Annotated in this window: 25 protein-coding genes; 12 read left to right on the forward strand and 13 right to left on the reverse strand. The window is 49.4% G+C overall.

From position 1 onward, the window contains the following. Positions 1-16: 16 nt before the first annotated feature. From BC343_RS30005 to BC343_RS30020, 4 genes are all read right to left on the reverse strand, one after another. Positions 17-1,177 (reverse strand): FAD-dependent oxidoreductase, encoded by a 1,161-nt coding sequence (locus BC343_RS30005; RefSeq protein WP_317043684.1) that lies wholly within the window; start codon positions 1,175-1,177, stop codon positions 17-19. Between the two features lie 67 nt (positions 1,178-1,244). Beyond that, positions 1,245-2,360, reverse strand: coding sequence for an FAD-dependent monooxygenase (locus tag BC343_RS30010; RefSeq protein ID WP_078351509.1), 1,116 nt, complete (start codon positions 2,358-2,360; stop codon positions 1,245-1,247). 80 nt (positions 2,361-2,440) lie between these two features. Further along, positions 2,441-3,313 (reverse strand): helix-turn-helix domain-containing protein, encoded by an 873-nt coding sequence (locus tag BC343_RS30015; protein ID WP_078351510.1) that lies wholly within the window; start codon positions 3,311-3,313, stop codon positions 2,441-2,443. 6 nt (positions 3,314-3,319) lie between these two features. After that, positions 3,320-4,126 carry a helix-turn-helix domain-containing protein gene (locus tag BC343_RS30020; RefSeq protein ID WP_078351511.1) on the reverse strand — a complete coding sequence of 269 codons (807 nt, stop codon included), beginning with the start codon at positions 4,124-4,126 and terminating at the stop codon, positions 3,320-3,322. A 104-nt stretch (positions 4,127-4,230) separates the two neighbouring features. On the opposite strand from BC343_RS30020, the gene BC343_RS30025 reads away from it, so the two are divergent. Next, the gene (locus BC343_RS30025) at positions 4,231-5,274 is read left to right on the forward strand and encodes a family 43 glycosylhydrolase (RefSeq protein WP_078351512.1); all 1,044 of its coding nucleotides are present in this window, start codon (positions 4,231-4,233) and stop codon (positions 5,272-5,274) included. Between the two features lie 202 nt (positions 5,275-5,476). Here BC343_RS30025 and BC343_RS30035 read toward each other — a convergent pair whose 3' ends face one another. Further along, on the reverse strand, positions 5,477-5,851 hold the full coding sequence (locus BC343_RS30035) for a response regulator transcription factor (RefSeq protein ID WP_078351514.1): 375 nt from the start codon (positions 5,849-5,851) through the stop codon (positions 5,477-5,479). 300 nt (positions 5,852-6,151) lie between these two features. On the opposite strand from BC343_RS30035, the gene BC343_RS30040 reads away from it, so the two are divergent. Next, entirely contained in the window at positions 6,152-6,703 is a 552-nt protein-coding gene (locus tag BC343_RS30040) for a dihydrofolate reductase family protein (RefSeq protein WP_078351515.1), read from the forward strand. 253 nt (positions 6,704-6,956) lie between these two features. Here BC343_RS30040 and BC343_RS30045 read toward each other — a convergent pair whose 3' ends face one another. Continuing rightward, positions 6,957-7,334, reverse strand: coding sequence for a winged helix-turn-helix transcriptional regulator (locus BC343_RS30045; protein ID WP_078351516.1), 378 nt, complete (start codon positions 7,332-7,334; stop codon positions 6,957-6,959). 91 nt (positions 7,335-7,425) lie between these two features. Between BC343_RS30045 and BC343_RS30050 the strand changes: the two genes are divergently transcribed. Next, positions 7,426-8,028: an FMN-dependent NADH-azoreductase gene (locus BC343_RS30050; protein WP_078351517.1), complete on the forward strand. Its 603-nt coding sequence runs from the start codon at positions 7,426-7,428 to the stop codon at positions 8,026-8,028. A gap of 37 nt (positions 8,029-8,065) precedes the next feature. On the opposite strand, the gene BC343_RS30055 is transcribed toward BC343_RS30050, so the two are convergent. From BC343_RS30055 to BC343_RS30065, 3 genes are all read right to left on the reverse strand, one after another. Further along, positions 8,066-8,668: a Crp/Fnr family transcriptional regulator gene (locus BC343_RS30055; protein ID WP_078351518.1), complete on the reverse strand. Its 603-nt coding sequence runs from the start codon at positions 8,666-8,668 to the stop codon at positions 8,066-8,068. Next, positions 8,665-9,369 carry an alpha/beta fold hydrolase gene (locus tag BC343_RS30060; protein WP_238381902.1) on the reverse strand — a complete coding sequence of 235 codons (705 nt, stop codon included), beginning with the start codon at positions 9,367-9,369 and terminating at the stop codon, positions 8,665-8,667. Before BC343_RS30060 ends, BC343_RS30055 begins: the two co-directional genes overlap by 4 nt. A 66-nt stretch (positions 9,370-9,435) precedes the next feature. Then, positions 9,436-10,023, reverse strand: coding sequence for a Crp/Fnr family transcriptional regulator (locus BC343_RS30065; RefSeq protein ID WP_078351519.1), 588 nt, complete (start codon positions 10,021-10,023; stop codon positions 9,436-9,438). Positions 10,024-10,214: 191 nt separating this feature from the next. Between BC343_RS30065 and BC343_RS30070 the strand changes: the two genes are divergently transcribed. Then, entirely contained in the window at positions 10,215-10,793 is a 579-nt protein-coding gene (locus BC343_RS30070; protein WP_078351639.1) for a hypothetical protein, read from the forward strand. Between the two features lie 232 nt (positions 10,794-11,025). Here the strand turns inward: BC343_RS30070 and BC343_RS30075 are convergent, their stop codons facing one another. Further along, positions 11,026-11,769, reverse strand: coding sequence for an SDR family oxidoreductase (locus tag BC343_RS30075; protein WP_078351520.1), 744 nt, complete (start codon positions 11,767-11,769; stop codon positions 11,026-11,028). Positions 11,770-11,878: 109 nt separating this feature from the next. On the opposite strand from BC343_RS30075, the gene BC343_RS30080 reads away from it, so the two are divergent. From BC343_RS30080 to BC343_RS30100, 5 genes are all read left to right on the forward strand, one after another. After that, entirely contained in the window at positions 11,879-12,235 is a 357-nt protein-coding gene (locus BC343_RS30080; RefSeq protein ID WP_078351521.1) for a winged helix-turn-helix transcriptional regulator, read from the forward strand. 609 nt (positions 12,236-12,844) lie between these two features. After that, on the forward strand, positions 12,845-13,150 hold the full coding sequence (locus BC343_RS30085) for an ArsR/SmtB family transcription factor (RefSeq protein ID WP_078351522.1): 306 nt from the start codon (positions 12,845-12,847) through the stop codon (positions 13,148-13,150). A gap of 12 nt (positions 13,151-13,162) precedes the next feature. Next, on the forward strand, positions 13,163-13,633 hold the full coding sequence (locus tag BC343_RS30090; protein WP_078351523.1) for an SRPBCC family protein: 471 nt from the start codon (positions 13,163-13,165) through the stop codon (positions 13,631-13,633). Between the two features lie 13 nt (positions 13,634-13,646). Next, complete coding sequence (locus tag BC343_RS30095; RefSeq protein WP_162276974.1) at positions 13,647-14,141, forward strand: SRPBCC family protein; 495 nt, start codon at positions 13,647-13,649, stop codon at positions 14,139-14,141. A gap of 21 nt (positions 14,142-14,162) precedes the next feature. Continuing rightward, positions 14,163-14,732, forward strand: coding sequence for a dihydrofolate reductase family protein (locus BC343_RS30100; RefSeq protein WP_078351525.1), 570 nt, complete (start codon positions 14,163-14,165; stop codon positions 14,730-14,732). An 11-nt stretch (positions 14,733-14,743) separates the two neighbouring features. Here BC343_RS30100 and BC343_RS30105 read toward each other — a convergent pair whose 3' ends face one another. Together BC343_RS30105 and BC343_RS30110 are read right to left on the reverse strand one after the other, a co-directional pair. Continuing rightward, positions 14,744-15,631: a helix-turn-helix domain-containing protein gene (locus tag BC343_RS30105; RefSeq protein WP_078351526.1), complete on the reverse strand. Its 888-nt coding sequence runs from the start codon at positions 15,629-15,631 to the stop codon at positions 14,744-14,746. A gap of 9 nt (positions 15,632-15,640) precedes the next feature. Beyond that, positions 15,641-16,645, reverse strand: a complete 1,005-nt coding sequence (locus tag BC343_RS30110; protein WP_078351527.1) for an aldo/keto reductase — start codon at positions 16,643-16,645, stop codon at positions 15,641-15,643. A 160-nt stretch (positions 16,646-16,805) separates the two neighbouring features. On the opposite strand from BC343_RS30110, the gene topB reads away from it, so the two are divergent. Both topB and BC343_RS30120 read left to right on the forward strand, forming a co-directional pair. Then, a complete protein-coding gene (gene topB / locus BC343_RS30115; RefSeq protein WP_078351528.1) occupies positions 16,806-18,617 on the forward strand; it encodes a DNA topoisomerase III in 1,812 nt (603 codons plus the stop codon). Between the two features lie 65 nt (positions 18,618-18,682). Next, positions 18,683-19,951 carry an Hsp70 family protein gene (locus BC343_RS30120; RefSeq protein ID WP_078351529.1) on the forward strand — a complete coding sequence of 423 codons (1,269 nt, stop codon included), beginning with the start codon at positions 18,683-18,685 and terminating at the stop codon, positions 19,949-19,951. 62 nt (positions 19,952-20,013) lie between these two features. Here BC343_RS30120 and BC343_RS30125 read toward each other — a convergent pair whose 3' ends face one another. Next, positions 20,014-21,033 (reverse strand): ligand-binding sensor domain-containing protein, encoded by a 1,020-nt coding sequence (locus BC343_RS30125; protein ID WP_078351530.1) that lies wholly within the window; start codon positions 21,031-21,033, stop codon positions 20,014-20,016. Positions 21,034-21,223: 190 nt separating this feature from the next. On the opposite strand from BC343_RS30125, the gene BC343_RS30130 reads away from it, so the two are divergent. Further along, the gene (locus BC343_RS30130; protein WP_078351531.1) at positions 21,224-22,012 is read left to right on the forward strand and encodes an SDR family oxidoreductase; all 789 of its coding nucleotides are present in this window, start codon (positions 21,224-21,226) and stop codon (positions 22,010-22,012) included. The last annotated feature ends 1 nt before the right edge of the window (position 22,013 follow it).

Genomic DNA, 22,013 nt, shown 5'->3' on the forward strand with positions numbered 1-22,013 from the left:
CTTGGGGGTGTAAACTTTAATGGTTCCCGCCAAAAATAGCAAGCATCTTTTGCAAGGCTCCTTCCGAGTGCATGCGCTCGCCATTCTCCAGCGAACGTTTTGCCGATGCCGAGGCGCGCATACGCATATCAGCTTCAAAAGCGGCAATGGCATCCCGTAATGTTGAATAGTCGGCAGATATGAGGTTTTCACTCAATTGCAAAGCATCATACATGGCGGTATTGGCGCCTTCGCCGGCAAAGGGCGGCATTACGTGTGCGGCATCGCCTATCATGGTGGCGTTGGGCAGCGCTTGCCAGGTTTGATCGAGCGGCATGCAGTAGATGGGGCGCGGAATTATGGGTGCCGCTGCATGAGCGAATATCTCGCCCCAAACTTCATCCCAGCCCGCATATTCGGTTTTGAACCATTGCAGCAGTTGCTGCGGGTGGTTATAGTTTAACCCGCTGGTTTTGGCCCAGTCTTCGGCGATTTTGAGGCTCGTGTAAAAACCAAGGCTACCCTCGCCTTTCTGCCCGCCCAATATGCATTTGCCATTACCGAATGCCATTACTTTGCCGCCATTCAGCAGGTTAAAAATATGTGGCGCGGCTGTAGCAGCATCAGGCACATTTACCTCCACCATGGTAATGCCCGAGTAAAAGGCTTTGATATCTGTAATGTATGGGCGTATCTTCGAGTTGGCCCCATCCGAAGCTACAACTATGTCAGCGTATGCCGATACTCCGTTCTTAAAGTGCAGCAGCCAGCCCTCGCCCTGCGGTTCCATCGAAATAAAATGGCTATCCCAAATTACGGTTTCGTGCTGTAGCGAGTTTAGCAGCAAGTTGCGTAACTCCATACGGCCTATTTCGGGGTTAAAGCTGCCCTCGGTTGCCTGTTCATCATGGTCGCTGAAAAACACCCGGGCATGCTCATCAACAATTACTTTACGGTCGGCACCGGCGCGGTAGTTTTGTTTTAGTTCTTCAACCAGTCCGGCCTTCTTTATGGCCGCCATGCCCGAATCGGGGTGCATATCCAACGGCGAACCGGCAACGCGGGCAAACCTGTCGGTATCGCGCTCGTATACTTTTACATTGGCGCCTTTTAGTTGTAAAAGCCTGGCCAGGGTTAAACCACCGGGGCCACCGCCTACAATGGCTATTTGTTTATTGTGTATCAACATATCGTTCATTGGTTTTGATACACAAAGTTGCGGATAGCCCACGGCGCAGGCTTGTATAAACGCGACAAAATACCCGCTAAAACATTTTCGCTTCTTCGTTTCGCTTACGGATAGCTTCTTCGGTGCGCGGGATAAAATTATTCCGCACATTGAACTCGGCTTGTGCCTGCACCTGTTCAATAAATGGGCGAAGGGTTTTATTATAGTGGAGAAACGCCACTTCATGATCGCCATTGCATTTCTGCAAGGCATCCGCTAAAGCTGCGGCACCTTCAATGGCCAGCGAGCCGCCCATACCTGCCGCCGGCGAAGCGCAATAAGCGGCATCGCCTATCAGGGCAACCCGCCCTTTTGTCCATTCGGGCATTTTTACCTGGCAAAATTTATCGAAGTAGAAATTAGGCGAAGCCAGTGCTTCATCCAGTAACTCAGGGGCGCGCCAGCCAACATTGGCAAAAGCTTCGGCAATGATCTGCTTGTGGCGGTTGCTATCGCGATAATCGTAGCCGATCTCTGTATCGGCATAAAAGCAGAAGATGATATCTGTTTTGCCATTGTAGGCATTCAGCGTAATAGCCCTATCCGGCTCGTTATACATTTGCATCTGCTTTTCGGCTATCAGCAATTTATCTACCGTAGTGATGCTGAAATAGGCTTGTAAAAAGTGGGCATAATCCGCCTCGGGACCGAAGCATATTCTCCTGACCGTGGAGTGCGCACCATCGGCACCTATCACCAGATCAAAGTTGCGCTCTTCAGCATTCCTGAAAGTTGCCGTAATGTATTCATCAGCCTGTTCCAGCGCGGTAATGCTATCGTTGAAGATAAACTCAACATCGCTTTTGATAGATTCGTATACGATGCGGATAAATTTGTCGCGCTCTATTTCGATGTCCGTATGCGCCTCTTCTTCCGGCATAGTTATCGAACCGGCGGTGGTATCATCGGCATTTTTGAAGGATATGTTTTCTACATGCAGGCTATATTGTTTCAATTGCTCGAGTATGCCCATGCGCTTCACAATTTCTACGGTGTTATCGCGGATATCGATGGCGGCACCACTATCGCGTAAGGCTGCTGCATTTTCTACCACAGTTACTTTGTAACCTAAGTTATTCATAAACCAGGCGGCAGAAAGCCCGGCAATGCTTGCGCCTGATATGAGCGTGGTTTTATTTATTGCTTTTTCCATTTGTATGCGTATTGTTTTGATGATGCAAAGCAACAGCTAAATAAGCCCCCAATAAATAACTACGCCAAGCAGGTATTGGACTAACCGAGGTTTTTACTTCTGAAAGCAATTGCAGTAGTCCCCGTTACCTTGGCGAACAAACGGGTAAAATAAGGATAGTCATCATACCCCAAATGAGCAGCAATTTGCTTTACGGAGTTGGTGGAATGGTAGAGCAGGCGCTTTGCCTCTAATATTACGCGCTGCTGTATGTGGTAAGATACCGGCTGCCCCGTTGCCACTTTTACGCACTCGTTGAGGTATGGGGTTGATATATTCAAGCTATCGGCATACCATGCAGGGCGTTTTTCGGTTCTATAATTTTTCTCCAGTAATTCCCGGAAGGCTTTATTGATACCCTCATGTCGCGATAATTTATCTGCGGTTGTAGCCAAAGCAGCATATTGCGATATAAACAGTGCTGCGGCAGCGTTACAGCTATCTCTTAAGAGCGCATGATGCAACCTGTCGGTTTTGCGGCCTACTAGTTTAAGGCAAAGGGATAAAGCTTCCGTTAGCACGCTGTAAGTATCTGCATCTAAACTGAGCGGCTTTGCGGGGCTAATGCTTTGCAACAACGCAAGGTATTCGGGGCGGAGGTTTTCGTTATCCATACCCAGGCTCCATACTACTACATCTTCGAAAGCGGTGGTTCGGTGCACCTGGTCGGGATGGATGTAAATGAGCGCCGGGGCCCCCATTATGTAGGCCTCAAAATCTATCTCGATATCAACCTTGCCATTGGCCAACAGGAAGAACGAATGCCTGTCGTGCCGGTGAGCCAATTTCACCGCCTCCAACGCAGCGGGAATTATATCTTCTATATTTGCGAAAGCAATTTTCTCAATGGCTATGCCTTCGCCCGGCTCATCGGCCATAACGTTTACGGGTATCTGCTGTCCTTTTTTAGGCATGGTTGCTTAAACAAATGCTACAAGGTTATCACTAAAAAACACCCGCTCCTGTTTTGCCTTACGGGCAAAGGCAGCCGGCGATGTACCGCTGTAGCGCTTGAACTCGCGGCTTAGGTGGGGTTGGTCGCTATAACCCAATTCGGCGGCAAGGGTAGCTAAATGGGCGTCGGGATCGGTCCACAAGCGGTTGCGTACCTGCTCAAAGCGCATCAGTGCCGAAACATCCTTAACACTATGCCCGGCCGAGGCCTTGAACCTGCGTTCCAGCGTTCGCACAGTGGCATGGGCGGCTTCGGCGACGCCCTTAACGGACAGGCTTCCGTTGGCTGTGCGCATGGCAGCGCTGGCTTTGTTGAGTATATTATCGTAATTCACTTGCCATTCCGCAAAGTAATTATTTACAATTTTAACGGCTTCGTCTATCTTTTTTTCGGCTACCAATTTTGCAAGGGTTGGCCACAGTGTGGCAATTGGGTGCTCTAATGGCTGCAGCCCTCCGCCGCCGGCGCGCAAATTCAATAAGCCGGATACCGCCCATGGATAGCACCTGATGCCGATAACCTCAAAAACGCCTTCGGTATAAAAGGTAACAGGCGCGCCCAGCAACCCCATCATGAACACCGGAGGCAGCGGCCTTAAACTACCATCTTCGGCTTGTAAGTGCAGCGCACCGAAACAGAAAACGATCTCGGCATAGCCATCGGGCACCACCTCAAAGCCTGGTTGCCCTTCCACAGCATCGCGGCAGGTATACCAGAAGCACTTAATGGCTTGGCTCAGTTGGGCTGGTGGTGTAAATTCCTGGTGGTACATGCTGTGTTAGCAAATTTACAAGAGTTGAGGTTTGTTTGTTTGGGGCGTAATGTCGTAATGCAAATTTATTTAAATTGCAGGCTGCCAATATTCACCTCATCTGTATGATACACCGCATTCAAAAGATCACTTTCGCGTTGCTGCTGCTTTCGCTCATCGGCTTTAACTTACAAGCACAAACCAGCACCGAAGTAAAGAACCAGCCACCATCGCCGCTTTACCGCGACCCAATTTACGATGGCGCTGCCGACCCGGTGCTGATCTACAACCGCGGTGCCAAGGAGTGGGTAATGTATTATACCCAACGCCTGGCCAACCAGCAAACGCCCGGTGTTGCCTTTTGCTACGGTACGGCTATTGGCGTGGCCACCTCTACTGACCATGGGCATACCTGGGTGTATAAAGGTACTTTGAAACTGGATAACTTTACCGGGCACAATACCTTTTGGGCACCAGACGTAATTTATGACAAAGGCGTTTACCACATGTTCGTAGTATACATAAAAGGCGTGCGCAGCTCATGGGGAGGCGATGCCAAACTGGTGCATTACACCAGCACCGACCTGTGGAACTGGAAATACATCGGCCCGATGAACCTGCCCGATCATAACATCATCGACCCAACTTTAATGAAACTGCCCGACGGCAAATGGCATGTTTGGTATAAAGACCAAAAGCTGGGCAGCGTAACCATGACCGCCGAAAGCCCCGACCTGGAGCATTGGAAAGCCGAAGACAAGCCTGCCATTGGTGGCAGCGCGCACGAAGGCCCCAAGATATTCCGCTTTAATAATTACTATTGGATGATCACCGACGAATGGCACGGGCTGCGCCTGTACCGCTCTACCGATGCTAAAAGCTGGGAAAAACAAGGCCTGTTACTTGATAAACCCGGCAAACGCCCCGAAGATACCCCCACCGGCGCCCATGCCGATGTAGTGGTAAGCGGCGGGCATGCCTACATCATCTACTTCACCCACCCCGGCCGCAAAACCCACCAGGACGAAGGCCCGCTTGATAAAGATGGCGGCTACACCTACAGCAGCAAGCGCACATCTATACATGCCGCCGAACTGGAGTTTCAGGACGGCACGCTGGTGTGCGACAGAGATAAACCTTTCGGATTTTATTTGGGGGATGAAAAATAAAATATATCAGCGTTTAATTACACGGGGCACCTCCGGAGCCTTGTTGTTGATGGGTAAATTCTACAAACACGATACCCCTAATGGAGTGCAGATCAGCCTGCAAACCCCAGAGGGGTATCGTGTTTGTAGCAAAGAATCAGGAGTATTTTGGCTCCGTAGGTGCCGCCTATTTAGCGAACAAGAAATAGAAGGGCAACTAACTTTAAGCGCTTAACTGGCTGTTGTGTATCAGGCTATTTACGGTAGATATCAGTTCTTCGATATCAAAGGGTTTGTAAATAGCCGCATCGCAACCAAAATCCATAAAGTTAAGCCCGGGCTGAAAATAGGCAGAGAACAAAATCACCGGGATATGCCGCAAATTGGCGTTGCTTTTTAGCGCGCGGCACAGGTCGGCGCCATTGCCGTCTGCCAGGCGGTAATCTACAATAATGAGGTCGGGCTGGTAGCGCTCGGCTATCATCATAAATTCCACACTTTTGGTTGTGGCCTTTACTTCGAAGTTTTCGTAAGCCAGTACATCGTTAACAACCTCGAGGATATCCTCGTTGTCGTCCAATAACAATATCTTCTTCATAAGGCGCTTTCGGTATGGCGATTTTGCTTGAAAAGCTGAAAGCGATAAAGTCGTTCGAAGACCGGGTAGCAGGGCCTCTTCGCAAGTCGACCGTCAACAGGATTACCAAACCATACAGTATAAAGATCGGGTTAATAATTGATAATTCCTAAATTTATATTTAAATATTTTACTTATAAGAAAAAGTTGATTCTGGCAGCGTAGGTGCAGTTTTGGCGTTAATTGCCTATAATTTGTCGGCATGCCCCCGCTTATATTCGGCGGGCCGTTATTACCTTTACGTTAAATAAAGTTCTAAAAATGAGAAACGTTATCTGCGCCATGAACCTCAGCATCGATGGCTGTTACGACCATACCAAACTAAGCGGCAGCGAGGCCATACACCAATACTTTGCCGACCTGCTGAAGGAAGTTGACCTGGGCATCAGCGGCCGCAAAATGTACGAGTTGATGAATCCCTACTGGCAAGAAGCAGCCAAAGAAAGATCAGGCGTAAAAGGCACGGACGACTTTGCTGACACCATTACGGCTATTGAAAGCATTGTAGTATCGCGCACCATGCCCGAGGTACCCGGCGGCCCGCGCATCATCCGCGACAATGTTGCCGATGAGGTACGTAAGCTAAAGCAATTGCCCGGCAAAAAGATATCCATAGGCGGCATCAGCCTGCGCTCGCAACTGATAGCCGAAGGGCTTATTGATGAATTTTACTTTGTGATACAACCCATACTGATAGGTAAAGGGCCAAAGTTTTTGGATGAAACCGGGTTGCCCGATAGTTTAAAACTTGAATTGGTAGATACTAAGATACTGGAGCCGGGTTGTGTGGCCATGCATTATTTGAAGAAATAGCTTGTGCCGAACTCGCGGGCAGCGTGGGCGATGGTCGCTATCTTACTCACCCCGGGTTCGCTATCGCTGCCCGACCCTCTCTTCGCTACGCGGAAAGAGGGTGAGCTTCAACATACTTCCCCGCCCGCTCTACTTCGTAAAGAGGGCCGACGCTCGCGAATGACGAGCCGTCGGGGTGAGTAAACTCGCCGGGCGGGTATAGCTTCATACGAACGTGCGGTACGCGCACAAGCATCCGGTACCAGCTTATACTCTATGATTGCTTACGCATGCTTTGCTTGATGCGCTCGCGGTGCTGTGCGCCCCAGTTGCTTAGCTCGGCCAATACATTTTTGAGGGTATGGCTGTACTCGCTTGCTTCGTAAATAATGGTTACGGGCGTAGTTGGGAAAACTTTGCGGATGATGAAATCGTTCAACTCCAAATCCTTCAACTCTTTGGCTAATACTTTGGGCGAGATGCCTGCCAGCTCGTGCTGAATTTCGTTGAAACGTTTGGCGGCCTGCACCAGCGATAGGATGATGGCCAGCTTCCATTTGCCATTCAGCACATACAAGGCGTCCAGCACGTTACGTAACGAACCGGCGCACATATCCTTATCAGGAAGCTCCTCATTTTTAACCACTTTCATAAAGGCAAATATACGCACTTACCTGTAGCATAGCGCTTTCCTCGGGGTAAGTCTCTGTTTTTTGCAACGCGGCCGCGGTAGCTTTGCGTCCATGAAAAACATATTGCATTTAAGATCCAGTCTGCAGGGCGCAGCGTCCTACAGCATAAAACTTGGCAACGCCATCGTCAATAAAATACAGGAAAAATACCCCGAAAGCAACGTAGAAGAAGTAGACCTGGTGGGCATAGATATCCCACATTTGAACCCCGATGTGCTCCGTACCTTCTTTATCCCAAAAGACCAGTTGACCGAAGCCGAACAAGCATCCATTAAACTATCCGACCAACTGGTGGCGCAACTCATGGCGGCAGATATCATCGTGATCGGCGCGCCGCTTTACAACTTCACCGTATCCACCTCGCTAAAGGCATGGATAGACCACGTTACCCGTACAGGCATCACCTTTGGCTATGGCGAGAGCGGCCCTATAGGCATGGTTACCGGCAAAAAGGTATACGTTGCAATGTCTTCCGGCGGGGTATTTTCTGAAGGGCCGGGCAAAGCCAACGATTTTGTGGCACCGTACCTGAAAGCTTTCCTTGGCTTTTTAGGCATGACGGATCTTACCGTATTCCGTGCGGAAGGTTTGAAAGTGCCCGGCTTAAAGGAACACGCCATGGATAAAGCTATTGCGAGCATTGAGATAGATTAACATAGTTTCGGGGTAAACGTCAACGCTTTCCCCGATGCTACTTCTCGTCCTTCTTCCCCTCTATCCTTTTGCGCATACGGCTAAGCGATGGGTTGGTAATGCCCAGGTAAGAGGAGATGTGGTAGGCCGGTATGCGTTCGATAATGTTGGGGTGCTCCTTCAGCAGGCGCAGGTACCGTTGCTCGTGCGAGAAGAAGATAAATTCTTCGGTACGTGTTTGGGCAATGGAAAAGAACGATTCGGCCAGCAACCTGCCGAACTTGGCCCAGTTGGGGTGCGAGTCGTATAGCCGATTAAGATCCTGGTACGAGATAAAATATATCTCCGAATCTTCCATCGCCTCTATAAAATACCAGCAAGGGTTGCGCGACACAAAACTGCGGAACGATACCACGAATTGGTTCTCCGAGAAAAAGAAAATGTTCTTATCCTCCTTGCCTTCCGGCTCACGGTAGTATATCCTGAAGATGCCTTTCATCACCAGCCCAAGGTCGTTACATACCATTTTCTGCATGTTAAAAAAATCACCCTTGTGTATTTTGCGGGGCTTCCAGTAAGGCTGCGCTTCGGAAATATCCTTATCGTTTAGCGGGGCAAAGGTTTTCAGGTGCTGTGCCAGCGCTTCGTTTCTATCGCTCATTCTTCTTCGTTCAAAAAATCTTCTAAAGTCTTGTTAAATTCATCGGGGCGCTCCATCATGGGGGCATGCCCGCAATTATTTAGCATCACTAACCGCGCATCTGGCAAATTATCCCAAAAATGCCGCGCTACATCGGGCGGAGTAATGGTATCGTTATTGCCCCATATCAACAGCACCGGTGTTTCTATTTCGGCAAGTATGCCCAGCACCTTATCGCGCTGGGTTGCTTTTGCTGCTTTTACTATGCACAGGCATTTGTACGTATCGGTTGTCACCTGCATTACTTCGGCAACTAATTCGTCGGTAGCCAGAGCAGCATCATAAAACGTAGCGGCAATGCGTTCTTTTAAGTAGGCATAGTTACTGCGCCGCAGGTAGCTGCCCGCCTGCATATTTTCGTATAAGCCCGAACTACCCGTCAGCACCATTTTGCTAACCCGATGCGGAGACCGGTGCGCATACCGTATAGCAATATGCCCGCCAAGCGAATTGCCCACCAACACTACCTGTTGTGCACCCGCCTCTTCAACGGTTTCGACAAGGAAGTTTACCAGGTATTCAACCGTGTCGCCCTCGTGCTTTTGATAAAGAGGCAGTTGGGGCACCAAAATATTGTATCGCCCTTCAAAATACTTTATAACCCCGTGCCAGTTGCTTAGCCCGCCGAACAGGCCATGTAACAGTATAATAGTTTGCTTCATTGTTTTGAAACAAAGCTATCAGCGGCATAAAACCGCAGTTGTGACTACAGTCACAAAACGGACGCACTACTTTAATACCGATAACCTTGCACGGCTCAATGCTTCGCGGCTGATATAAAGGTAACGGGCTATATTGGTTAATGTTATTTTTTGGATGATGAGCGGCCGGCGTTCCAGCAGGTAACGGTAGCGGCCAAGCGGACTTTTTAGCGAGAGGATGTGTTGATGCTCGGTTTGCTGTTCGGATATTTCGCGGTACAGGTCGAGGTTCACGTGCAGCAAATTCATGTGCAGGGCATACAGCGGCTGCAGCTTTTTGATGTTTATCCGGAGCACTACGGCATCCTCCAGTGCGGTTATGCTCACGGCTGATGGTGCGCGTTTATTATAACTTTCGCAATTGGCCAAAAAATCATTAGCAAAGCCGAAGCGGATGATCTTTTCGCTCCCCTCTTCGTCCAGTATCGAAAACTTGAATAACCCCGACACCACAAATGCGGCATACCGCGCCACCTTGCCGTAGCGCAAAAAGGTATCGCCCTTGCGGATGTGCTTTACCGCCGCCATACGGTGCAGCAGTTGCCATTCCTCTTCGGTCACAAAAGGATACTTAGTTTTTAGCGGGGCGTACCAGTGGGGTAATTCGTGTTTCATGGGGTGGCGGGCTTAGTCTATCCCACCAAATATAAACCGAAAATAAATGCGGCATTTTAACTTAAGTGAATTTTTGCGGTGCTATTACAATTGTAATGGCATCGTCAGTTTACCGGGGCATTTTCACTTAGGTGAAAATTGATTTGAGCGGCCGTGGGCACCTTTGTTCCAACAAAAACAAAGATCAAACCATGGCAACAATTTCAAAAGCAACAACTATAATAACCCCGCAAGCGGCAAGTACCGCCCGGGCATTGCGTAAACTTTATTTCGCCCGCGCGGCATTCTCGGTAAGCTGGGTTATCCTCGTTTCGGTATTCTCTAAAACATCGCCAACCACAGCCGCCATATTGCTGGTGATCTATCCTGCATGGGATGTGGTAGGTACTTTATTAGATATCCGCGCCAATCCCGAAGGCAATAAAACTCCGCAGTATGTAAACGCGGCCATCAGCAGCGTCACTACCGTAGCAGTCGGTATAGCTTTACAGCTGGGCGTTCCGCAGGCATTGATCGTATTTGGCGTGTGGGCCATAGGTACAGGCTTGATACAATTGATACTCGGCTTAAAGCGCAGGAAGCTGTTGGGCGGTCAATGGCCCATGATCATCAGCGGAGGCCAATCTATGTTGGGCGGTACATCGTTCATCGTTTTCGCTCACGACCCAACCAAGGGTATTGGCAGCCTGGCAGGCTATGCTGCATTCGGTGCGTTCTATTACTTACTGGCAGCATTCAGGTTGGGGAAGACGGTTAAGGATAATGCTTGATCGCAACGTCTCCATTTTACTCACCCCGGGTTCGCTATCGCTGCCCGACCCTCTCTTCGCTACGCGGAAAGAGGGTGAGCTGCACTATTTCTTACACCCTCTTTTCCGCAGGAAGAGAGGGTCGAACAGCGGAGCGCATTCGGGGTGAGTTAAATAGCGACGGCGCAATTCCGCCCCCCCTTAAAACGCGGAAAGCCCCCGGTCTCCCGGGGGCTTTCTTTCTTGCCTTAAATTATTTCAGGGCGTAAGTCAGGTACCCGCCATCTACCACCAGTTCGGTTCCGCTGATGTAGCTTGCCGCATCTGATGCCAGGAACAATACCGTTTTGGCAATTTCATCTGCATGGCCAAGTCGTTGCAGTGCGGTAGCTGCTGCCAGGTGTGCTTTAGCTTCAGCCGGAACAGCGTACTCTAAACCCGGTGTTTGTATAGGGCCGGGACTAACAATATTCACGCGTATCTTGCGCGCTGCCAGTTCGTTCGCTGCAATTTGCGATATTTTGTTCAATGCACCTTTGGTGGCCGAATACAGGCTGCTGCCCAAACCGGCACCCGTTGCCACTACCGAAGAGGTGTAAACCACCGCCCCACCATCGTTTAAATGCGGCAGCAATTTTTGCAGGGTGAAGAAAGGGCCTTTTACGTTGGTATTGAATTGCGCATCAAATTCCGCTTCGGTGGCCTGCTCTATTGGTGCAAAGGCCGCAATGCCTGCGTTCAGGAATATCACATCCAGTTTCTCGCCGCTATCGGCAACGGCTTTTTCCAGTATTGCTATATCGCTCACTACCGAAGTATCGGAAACTACGGTTTTCAGGTTCGGGCTGTTTATTTCGGCGGCAGCCTTCTCTAAATTACCTGCGCTGCGGCCGGTGATGAATACGGTAGCACCTGCGTTTATAAATGCTTTGGCGGTTGCCAATCCTATGCCGGTTGTCCCGCCGGTTATTACTACGTTTTTACCTTTAAAGTCCATTTTACTATGTTTTTTATCTGTTAATGTGATGCAAACATAGTGCGTATTAATTTATTTTAGTTACTTTGTAACCAAAAGTAACAGTAACTTTCGAGTAACCAAGTAACTTATGGCCGACTATATTTGCCACGTAGGGCACAAACGAGAAATTATGGCCGTTCATGATGCCATGGACGTGCTGAGCGGTAAATGGAAAATATCTATCATTTCCTCTATCTGCTACTATAACCAAAGGCGTTTTTCGGATATCCTGACCGATGTGGATGGCATATCCAACAAAATGCTGAGCAAAGAACTAAAGGAACTGGAGGTGAATAAACTCATTAAACGCACGGTGCTTGATACACAACCCGTAACCGTGCAGTATAACCTTACCGAATACGGCCTCACGCTGCAAACCATTATTAATAACCTGGCCGAATGGGGTATAAAACATAGGGAGGTTATTGTTGGGGAGCGGGGATGATGGTTGCTCTGCACAATAGCGATGGATTAGCGCCATAAAACTCCCCTCTTGAGAGGGGGCGGGCAGGCCTGTGTAGTGGCGGGGGTGTGTTAGCCACAAAGTAATAGCAACAAAGCATACCCGCGAAACACACCCCTCCACCCCTCTCAAGAGAGTAATAGCACTTTCCCTCTGCTCTTAAACTCTTTTCCATAGCGATAGAGTTGAAATCTAAAGTACCCAAAACTTGAACGCATTGTCCGCCCGGCGAGTTAACTCACCCCGGGTTCGCTATCGCTGCCCGACCCTCTCTTCGCTACGCGGAAAGAGGGTGAGCTGCTTTTTCTAAATCTTTCCGCTTGCGGAAAAACCGATCGCCGCAATTATCAAAAACCCTCTTTACGAAGTAGAGAGGGTGGCCCAGCGAAGCGTCGGCCGGGTGAGTTGACTCGCCGAGCGAAAATGAACGCAACCCATCGCTACGCCAACCACACCTAAGCCTTCCCATCCGAAGGCTTTTTTTATTTCCCCTAACTCTAACACCCTCAACCCTCCCCTAAAAATTATTTTCACAAAAATTTGCGCAGTTGATTGACTGCACATATATTTGCAGTCAATCAACTGCATATTATGAGACGAGACGTTTTCCAGGCCATTGCCGACCCTACCCGACGGGCTATTTTAACCCTGCTTGCCGTAGGCGCTATGACACCCAATGCCGTTGCCGAGCATTTCGACAGCACGCGGCAAACCATATCCAAGCACATACAAATACTAACGGAGTGCGAAGTGGTGGTGCAAAAAAAAGCAGGCAGAGAAATTTATTACCACTATAACCCCGAAAAAATGAAAGAAGTGAACATTTGGCTGGACCGCCTGCGCGCCATGTGGGAAGACAGCTTTAACCAGTTAGACAATTTATTGAACGACTTATAAAAACTAAACATCATGACGAACAATTTTGTATTTGAAACCAACGCTGCTGCCAAAAGCATGCACGCCGAACGCGAGTTTAACGCACCTGTTGAACAAGTATGGAAAGCCTTTACCGAACCCGCTCTGCTGGATAAATGGTGGGGATCTAAACCCTTCACTACCGAAACCACCTCGATGGACTTTACAGTTGGCGGTAGCTGGCACTATGCCATGGTAGCCCCCGACGGGCAGAAGTACCCCAGCAAAAGCACTTTTACCGCTATTGAACCGGGCAGCCGTTTTGCTGCAGATACCGGTGTGGGCCATTGGGATAACAAGTTTATTGCTGTAGGCGGCAAAACCCGCGTGGTGATAGATATTACCTTCGAGGACGAGGCCAGCCTGCAAATGATGCTGGATATGGGCTTTGAGAATGGTACCGCAACATCGTTTAACCAATTGGAAGAGCTGCTGGCCGCTGACGCTGTTTCTTATTCCCTATAAAATCCACGAAGCCATGACGAACAATTTTGTATTCGAAAGCGATCTGAACGCCAAAACCATCCACATACAGCGCGAGTTTCACGCCCCTGTTGAAAAAGTATGGCGGGCATGGACAGAACCCGCCCTACTGGACAAATGGATAGCGCCGCAACCCTGGCGCGCCGAAACCAAAACCTGGGACTTTAGCACCGGCGGCATATGGCTATACGCCATGATAGGTACCGATGGTACCAAACGCTGGGTATACGCGCAGTTTACAGCCATTGATGCGGGCAGCAGCTACTCTACCATGGGTATGTTTTGCGATGCTGAGGGCAACCCGATAGAAACCGCGCCAAAATCGTACCGGGTAAACAAATTCTCGTCCCTTGAAGGCAACCGTTCGATGGTGGATACGGTGATCACCTTCGAGGATGAATCAACCATCAGGATGTTCGCCGAGGGTGGCTTTAAAGAAGGTACCGCCATGAGCCTGGCCAACCTGGATGAATTACTGGCAGCAGAATAACAACCAAACAAAAATTACAACATGAGAAAGATCAGGATATTTGAGCATATCTCGCTGGATGGCGTGATAGAGCACGACGACAACTACGAATACGGCGCATGGACCGCCAAATACCGCACCCCGCAAGGGCTGGGTATGCTAATGGAGGCTTACGGCAGTAAATACGACCTGCTGCTTGGCCGCGGCACTTACGACGCATGGAGCGCCTTTTGGCCAAAAATGCAGGGCAACCCCATGGCCGATAACCTGAACGCCGCCACCAAATACGTAGCCACCCACCGCCCCGAAGGTTTGGAATGGGGACCGGCAGAGGCCCTCGCCCCCGATGCTATTGCCGGCATCCGCGCCTTAAAAGAAACCGACGGCCCCGACCTTATCCTATCGGGCAGTACATCGCTCACTTCGGCCTTACTTGCCGAAGGACTGGCAGATGAAGTGGTACTGATAGTTTACCCTGTAATATTAGGCCGTGGCAAACGCCTCTTCACCGACGAATTTACCGCCCGCGAACTGGAGTTTGTGAGCAGCGCTGCTACGCCGACGGGAGTGTTGTTGAATAGATATAGGTATGTGGGTGGGTTGAAGGGGTAAGGGGTAGCCTCTCAATTAAACCCTTGCCTAAATTCTAACGGCGAAAGATCGGTCTTCTTTTTAAATAAGGTGCTGAAGGATTGCGCGTGCTCGAACCCCAGGGCGTACGCGATCTCGCTTACCGAAAGATTGGTGGTGGCAAGCTTCTCTTTGGCTTTCGCTATCAGTTTTTCGTGAATATGTTGCTGGGTGTTTTGCCCGGTGTGTACGCGCAGTAAGTCACTGAGGTAATTGGGCGTGAGGTTCATTTGGCCGGCTATGTATTGCACCGTGAGCAGGCCTTGTGCATCGCTGTTAAAATAGTCGGCCACCAGTTTCTCGAACCTTGCCAGCAATTCGTAATTGTGGTTTTTACGGGTAATGAACTGCCTTTCGTAAAAACGGTTGGAGTAATTTAACAGCAGCTCTATCTGCGATAAAATGATCTCCTGCGTGTGTTTATCAATATGGGCGCACTCCTTGTCTATCTTTTTCATAATGCCCACTATATCGTCCTCCTCTTCGGCAGAAAGATGCAGGGCCTCGTTTACGGCATAATCGAAATAACCGTAATGATGGATATTGCCGGCCAGTGGGTGCCTCAACAAAAGATCGGGGTGAAAAACCAGCAAATAACCCGACCCGCACTCCATAGTTTGCAGGTCGAGTTGTTGCACCTGGTTGGGTGCCGTAAAGCTTAGTACGCCTTTATCGTAATCGTAATGTTGCCGGCCATACTTTATTTTGCCTTTTGCTTCGCGCTTTAGGGCTACGCAGTAAAAGCGGTTTACAAAGCCTTTCCAAACCTCATCTTCCAAAAAAATACTCTCTGCCAAATTGATCACGCTTACCTGCGGGTGAAGCGGTTCGGGCAGCGATAGCAACCTGTGAAATTCGGATATGGAGTTAATGGCGTTCATTACACAAAATTAATCAATTAGGCCCATACTGAATTCGTCGTAAGGTGCGCCGGTATCGGTACCCAACGGTACGATGCTTTCCAACTGTACTATATCAGCTTCCATTAGTTCAATGGCCGTAGCTGCTATATTTTGTTCCAGGTACTTGCGGCGTTTCGTGCCGGGGATGGGCAGAATGCCTTTGCTGATGATCCAGGCCAGTGCCAATTGCGAAGAGGTTACATCTTTTTGCGTGGCAATAGCTTCTATTGCTTTCACCAGTTCTATATTCTTCTGAAACTGCTCGCCCTGGAAACGCGGGATGGCACGGCGGAAATCGTTCTCCGGCAGGTCATCTATCTGTTTGATCTGCCCAGATAAAAACCCGCGGCCCAATGGCGAATAGGCAACAAACCCAATACCCAGTTCCTTTAGGGTTTGCAGAACACCGCGTTCTTCCACTGTACGCTCGAATAACGAGTATTCGCTTTGCACCGCGGTAACAGGGTGCACCGCATGGGCACGCTTAACCGTTTCTGACGATACTTCTGATAACCCGATATAACCTACCTTGCCTTCCTTCACCAATTCGCTCATCGCTCCTACCGTTTCTTCTATCGGTGTGCTTTTATCCAGCCGATGCATGTAGTATAAGTCGATGTAGTCGGTATTCAGATTCTTCAACGACCGCTCTACCGACTTTTTTACGTAGTCTTTTTTGCCGTTGATGGCCCAGGTCACCTGGTCGTTATCATCTATTTCCCAGCCGAATTTGGTGGCAATAATGTATTTATCACGGTTGCCCGCTATTGCTTTAGCGATCAACTGCTCGTTTTTAAAGGGTCCGTACAGGTCGGCAGTGTCTAAAAAATTCCCGCCCAATTCCAGCGATTTGTGGATGGTGGCAATAGCTTCCTGCTCATCGGCCGGGCCATACATGTGGGCATCCTGAAAACCGGTCATGCCCATACAACCTAAACCAATATACGGTACAACCAGTCCCTGGCTGCCTAATGTGATCTGTTTTATTTCCATAGCTCAAAGGTCGGCGCTACGAATGTATCGCCTGTATGCAAACCCCTGAAGCTTGTAAGCAAATCAAGGTTACGAGCCTATTATCAGTTTTACTCCCCCCCACTCTTTCTCCACAAACTTTGCCCCGGCTATTTGGGTTTGCTATTTTTGCCCTCTGCTTATGAAAGTAATTATAGCCGAAAAGCCGTCTGTAGGGCGCGAGATAGCCAAAGTGTTTGGGGCCACTACCAAAAAGGATGGCTATATTGAGGGTAAAGGCTATACTTTTACCTGGGCCTTTGGCCACCTGCTGCAGCTTGCCCCGCCGCAGGAGTACGGCTATTTTGGCTGGAGCGTACAGAACCTGCCCATGCTGCCGCCCAAGTTCAAGCTATCTATCCGCAAGGTAAAAAGCAAGGATGGCATGATAGAAGACCCGGGCGTAAAAAAACAACTGGATATTATAAAGGCCCTGTTCGACGAAGCTACCGAGATCATTGTAGCTACGGATGCCGGGCGCGAGGGCGAACTCATCTTCCGCTACATATACTATTACCTAAAATGCAAAAAGCCCTTTAAGCGGCTTTGGATATCCTCGCAAACCGATGCGGCCATTAAAGAGGGCTTCCGTAATTTAAAACCGGGGACGGATTACGATACGTTGTTCAATTCGGCGCATTGCCGCTCGCAGTCGGACTGGTTGGTGGGCATGAATGCTACACAGGCACTAAGTTTGGCCTCGGGCAATAAAGGCGTATTGTCGCTTGGCCGCGTGCAAACACCTACGCTGGCCATGATATGTTCGCGCTATTTGGAGAACAAGAATTTTGTGCCGCAAACGTATTTCCAGGTGGCCATACAGCCCGATAAGGATGGGCAAAGCTTCAGGGCCATTCATGATAAAAACTTTAAAACCTGCGAAGAAGCGCAGGTAGTACTGGACGCCGTGTTACCCACGGGAAATATTTTAAGTGTAGAGGCCAAACCCCGCAAAGAACCGCCTCCCCTGTTACACGACCTGAGCAGCCTGCAGCAGGAAGCCAATAAACGCAAAGGCTTCACGGCCGACCATACCCTGAGCCTGCTGCAAAACCTGTACGAAGGCAAACTGGTCACCTACCCGCGTACCGGCAGCCGGTATATAGGCGACGATGTATTTGCAGGCGTGCCTGCCCTGATAGACGGCTTTAAAGAACATGCCGATTTTGGCAAACAAGCAGCTCTGCTATCGGGCGCCAAACTAAGCAAGCGCAGCGTTAACGCCAAAAAGGTGACCGACCACCACGCCATACTCCCTACCGGCGAAAAGCCCTACCAATTATCTGCCGATCAGCAGGCTGTTTACGATATGGTGGCCGGGCGCATGCTGGAGGCCTTCCACCAGGATTGTATCAAGGAGATAACCAAGATAACCGTACTATCGGGCAATAAATTTATGGCGAGCGGCACCGTTATTCAAACGCCGGGCTGGCGTGCCGTGTTTAATGATAAAGATGAGGAGAAGAAGGACGAAGAGAACGCCACCCTCCCCAAGGTTGTACAAGGCGAAGAGCTACCCATTATCAATAAGGGCATACTGGAAAAACAAACCAAGCCCAAGCCGCTTTACAACGAGGCTACGCTGCTAAAGGCGCTGGAAACCGCGGGTAAGGAAATAGAGGACGAGGAACTGCGCGAGGCCATGAAAGAAGGCGGGCTGGGCACACCCGCCACACGCGCCGCCATTATAGAAACTTTACTGAAACGTACCTTCATAGCCCGCGAAAAGAAGAACCTGGTACCCACACCCACCGGGCTGGCCGTTTACGAAATCGTAAAGAACCAGCAAATAGCCCAGGCCGAACTCACCGGCAGTTGGGAAAAGCGTTTGGAAGAGATCCGCGGCGGCGCTTCGGTGGCGGCTTTCCAGGAGGAAATAAAAAGCTACACGCGCGAAATAACGCAGGAGCTGCTTCGCTCAGGCAAGGGCATGGCGGCAAAAGTAACAGCTTAGTTGTGAGCGAGCATTAATTTTAATAATTTCGCGCCCCTTTAAATAAGCTGTTTAACGCCCGCGCTATGAAAAACTTTTTATACGGAATTGATTTTGGTACCACCAACTCCGTACTCGCCATTTACGATGAAGATAAAAAAGAGATCACCGGCACCATCATCATTCCCTCGCTGATATACTTTTACCAGCAGGCCAGCGCCTTAAATCCCAAAAACTATGTGGTGGGCAAAGAAGCAATTTCGGCTTACTTGGAGGATGGAATGAAGGGCCGCTTCATTAAATCGGTAAAACAGATCCTCTCTAAAACCAGCTTTACCGAAACGCTTATCCAAAACAAGCGCTATAATGCATCAAAGCTGGTGGCCATTATTCTGCAGGAGTTAAAAGAAAAAGCGGATGCCATCACCGGCGTAGATTGCCAGAAGGCGGTAATTGGCCGCCCGGTTTTCTTCGATGATGATGACACGCAGAGAGATACCCTTGCGCAAACCCGACTCAGCAAAGCAGCCTCACTGGCAGGCTTTACCGATGTTCGCTTCCAGTTCGAACCCATCGGCGCGGCTTTTGCCTACGAAAAAACATTAGCAAAAAAAGAGAACGTACTGGTTGCCGACCTTGGCGGCGGTACCACCGACTTCACCTACCTCACCCTCGACCCTGCGAAAGTAGGCAGTGCCGACCGCAAGAACGATATGATGGCCAGCGGCGGTATCTACATAGGCGGGGATAGCTTCGATTCGGCTTTTATGTGGGAAAAGGGTACGCCTTACTTCGGTAAGCATACGCAATACGAAGCTACACCCGGCAAGGTGTTAACCGTTCCGCGCTCGCTGTTCGTAAACATCTGCTCGTGGGAACAAATGAACTTTTTTAATGGGCTACGCATCAAACGCGAGATAGAAGATTACTACTATTACTCGGGTAACGACCGCAGTTTTAAAAACCTGATCACCCTGCTCGATAACAACCTGGGGTATTCCGTTTTTCAGTCCATCGAGCAAACCAAGATCGCTCTTTCCAACACCGATAAAACCACGTTCAGCTACCACGAAATGGATATCGATATTGAGGAAGATATCTCGTTAGCAGATTACGAGCAGATCATTGATAAAGATGTGAACCGAATATCCAATTACTTGGATACTTTCCTGCAGGAAAACAACATCGACCCAAAAGATATCGACACGTTGTTTTTAACAGGCGGTACCTCGATGGTACACCGCGTACAGGCGCTGTTTAAAAACAAGTTCCCGCAGGTGAACCTCAACTCGGGCGATAACTTTAAAAGTGTGGCCAAGGGGTTAGCGTATAGCGGCTATTTGTTTGGGGAGTAAAGCGGTTTGAGAACGCGCGGAACGCGCGCACAAGCCTAATGGAAGAAAGCAGGATCAATTATCTATTCCCTGACCTCCTTAAAATCCGTAATGGTTTTTCCGTCGTAACGGTACACACCACTCAGCGAACCAAACCAAATATTGCCGTCCTTAGCTTCTAAAATGCCGCAAAGCATTTTTGGGGTGTCCATTACTTCGGTAACTGCCGGCTTTTTATCGTTTAACGACTTTTTATCGTACCGGGAAAGTATCCAGTTGCCAACCCCATTGGCGCTTGCTGCGCCTGTAGTCCAAATGTTTCCGTGCTTATCTTCTATAATAGCGGATGCACTCCGCGGTGACACCTTGATAAAGTCGCTGCCGTCGTATCGCCAAAGGCCATTTGAAACATACAATGTACTGCCTTGCCTGGCATCAATTATGGATGCACCGAACCATATATTTCCTTTCCTATCTTCTATTATCGACCACACATTGTTAAATCCCTTGCCCTCTTTATTCCTGAAAACGGTGAATGTCTTTTCATCATAATAACAAGCCTCGCCAGTAGTACCGAACCATAGTTTACCGCTTTTGTCTTCCATGATAGCCTGAATACCATTATTGGGAAGCCCATCTTTAGTGGTGAAATTTTGAAAGGTTTTTCCATCATACCTACTCACGCCGCCTCCTGTGCCGAACCAAATATTACCCGCCCTATCTTCATGAATAACCATAACGGTATTGTGGGCAAGCCCCTCACGCGTTGTAAAGTGCCGAAAAGAGATACCGTTATAATGATAAACGCCCGAATCGGTAGTAGCCAACCAAATAGTTCCGCGCCGGTCTTCCAGCACATTCCAAAATCTGCGCGGGCCTAATTTGCCTGTGAAGTTGGTAAATGTCTTTCCATCGTACCGAAGAACACCGCCCTTTGCCGCTGCAATCAAAATATTGCTATTGCTGCCTTGTTTTACATTACGCACCATTGTACTTGGCCCGACGGAAGTAACGGAGTTTTGGGGGATGCTCGTTTGGCTTCTTCCGTACGAAGCATAAAAAACAAACATGATGAGCAGTGCGAATGCGTTTATATGTTTCATAGTTTATCCTATCTATTGATGCCTCAAAACTACTTTGATGTGGAATTTATTGAAGAAACTTTACTGTAAATTAAAATGTAAACTTTGTAAATAACGCTTTGATGCCATGCGCCATAGGGATAAAATTCTCCCATATTGCAGCGCTCGTGCATAGTCCCCAATTTTGCCTTACACAAATTTATCTACAGATATGAACAGGCAATTTGAAACAGAACTACAGGGTAAAATAGCCCTGGTTACAGGCGGCACCAAGGGTGCGGGGCAAGCCATTGCTAAACGCCTTGCCGATGCCGGCGCTACAGTGATCATTACCGCACGAAATGCGCCCGACTCGCCCGACGAACGCATGCACTTTATAGCCGCCGACCTTAGCCAGCCCGCCGGCACGCAGAAAGTGGCCGACGAAATTTTAACCCGCTTTGGCCGGTTGGATATCCTCATCAATAACCTCGGCGGCTCAGAAACACCGGGCGGAGGCTTTGCAGCACTTACCAATGCCGATTGGGAACAAACCCTGCAAACCAATTTACTGGCACCGGTAAGGCTGGATAGTGCCCTGCTCCCGCAAATGGTAGCGCGTGGCGAAGGTATTATTATTCACATTGCCTCGATACAAGCAAGACTGCCACTATTTGATTCTACCCTGCCCTACGCAGCCGCTAAGGCCGGCTTGGTTAATTACAGTAAAAGCCTGTCTAACGAGGTTGCACCAAAAGGTGTGCGGGTGCTCACGGTATCGCCGGGCTGGATCATGACGGATGCATCTGAACGCATGGTAGATCGTATAGCCAAAAGCGCCGGCAGCAGCGTCGAACAAGCCCGCCAAAGTATTATGGATGGTTTGGGTGGCATCCCCATGGGCAGGCCCGCGCAGCCGCAGGAAGTTGCCGAATTGGTGGGCTACCTGGTATCGCCGTGGGCAGCTTACCTTACCGGCGCCGAATTTACCATTGATGGTGGCACCGTACCAACTATTTAAG

It is taken from the genome of Mucilaginibacter pedocola (assembly GCF_002013915.1).
GTDB classification, from domain to species: domain Bacteria; phylum Bacteroidota; class Bacteroidia; order Sphingobacteriales; family Sphingobacteriaceae; genus Mucilaginibacter; species Mucilaginibacter pedocola.